At 73.1% G+C, this 1,310-nt stretch carries 1 protein-coding gene and 1 pseudogene; both read left to right on the forward strand.

Translation table 11 applies throughout. The features are described 5' to 3' along the window. Positions 1-31: 31 nt before the first annotated feature. A pseudogene (locus LQV45_RS33165) lies at positions 32-1,091 on the forward strand (hypothetical protein). Continuing rightward, on the forward strand, positions 1,085-1,310 hold a 226-nt coding region (locus tag LQV45_RS33170), incomplete at its 3' end, for a PIG-L deacetylase family protein (RefSeq protein ID WP_230011954.1). The pseudogene LQV45_RS33165 and the gene LQV45_RS33170, both read left to right, overlap by 7 nt.

Consider the following 1,310-nt stretch of genomic DNA (forward strand, 5'->3'; position numbering starts at 1 on the left):
CGCCCAGCCCGAAGGAACACAGGCAGCCGAAATGAACGGGATCCCCATCTCCGACCACCCCCTACCCGTCCGGATCAGCTCCGCGGCCGCAGACCTGGAGACGATCAGCCCCCTGCTGTCCGAGGCGCAGGACGCCGTCCGCGATGTGCCGGGGCTGCTGGAGCTGGCCAAGGCGGCCGCGGCGGCGGCGCCCAAACCCGGGGACGGCCGGACCGCGTTCCTGTGGGAGATTCTGGCCTCCGTAACCGCCGTCGATGTCGCCGCCGGACGGGTGCTGGAACCACACCTGGATGCCGTGGCGATCCTGGCCCAGGCCGGCGACGAGGCGGCACGGCACGGCCGGGACTGCCCGGACCCCGACGATGCCGACTTCGAGGGGGCCTGGGGTGTGTTCGCCGCCGAGGCGCCCGGCCTGCGGCTTGAAGCCAAGGAATCCGCCGACGCCTGGATCCTGCAGGGATCCCAGCCCTGGTGCTCGATCGCCGCCCAACTGGACCATGCCGTACTGACGGCCCGTCTCGAGGACGGAGGCCGGGCCGCCGTCGACCAGCCGGGGACTGCGCGAGATTCCCAGCGGCACAGTCCACTTCGAGGCCGTTCCCGCCGTGCCCCTCGGCGGCGCCGGCTGGTATTACCAGCGCCCGGGTTTCGCGTGGGGCGGCATGGGCGTGGCCGCCTGCTGGCTCGGCGGCGCCGTCGCCGTGGCACGCAGCTTCGCCGACTCCCTGCGGCACGCCGCTGACGGCGGACGGGAACCGGACCAGATTGCGCTGGCCCACCTCGGCGAGATTGACCGCACGCTGGCCGCCCTCACCGCCTACCTGGCCGGCACGGCCGCAAGGATCGACGCCGGCGAACTCTCGGACCGCGGTGCGTGGCAGGAAGCCCTGCGTGTGCGCGGCAGCGTGGCCGCCGCCGTCGAACGCGTCCAGACGCTCGTGAGCCAAAATCTCGGTCCGGCCCCCCTCGCCTTTGACGAGCGCTACGGAAAACGGATGGCCGATCTCGCCCTGTACATCCGCCAGCACCACGCGATGCGCGACGACGCGCAGTTGGGCGCCCTGGCACTGGCCGAAAGCAACCCATGGTGACTTTCACACACAACGACGCCGGGACGTCCGAGGCCGCCTGGGCCGGCAGCCCCGCCGCCAGGCTGCCGGACCTGCCGCTGGATGACGCGGCGCTCGCCGGCCGGGCCTTCATTGTCCTGGCCGCGCACCCGGACGACGAATCGCTCGGGGCTGGCGGGCTGCTGGCCCGGCTGCACGCCGTCGGCGCCACGGTCCGCGTGCTGCTGTGCACGGCGGGGG

Source organism: Microbacterium sp. Bi128 (genome assembly GCF_918698205.1).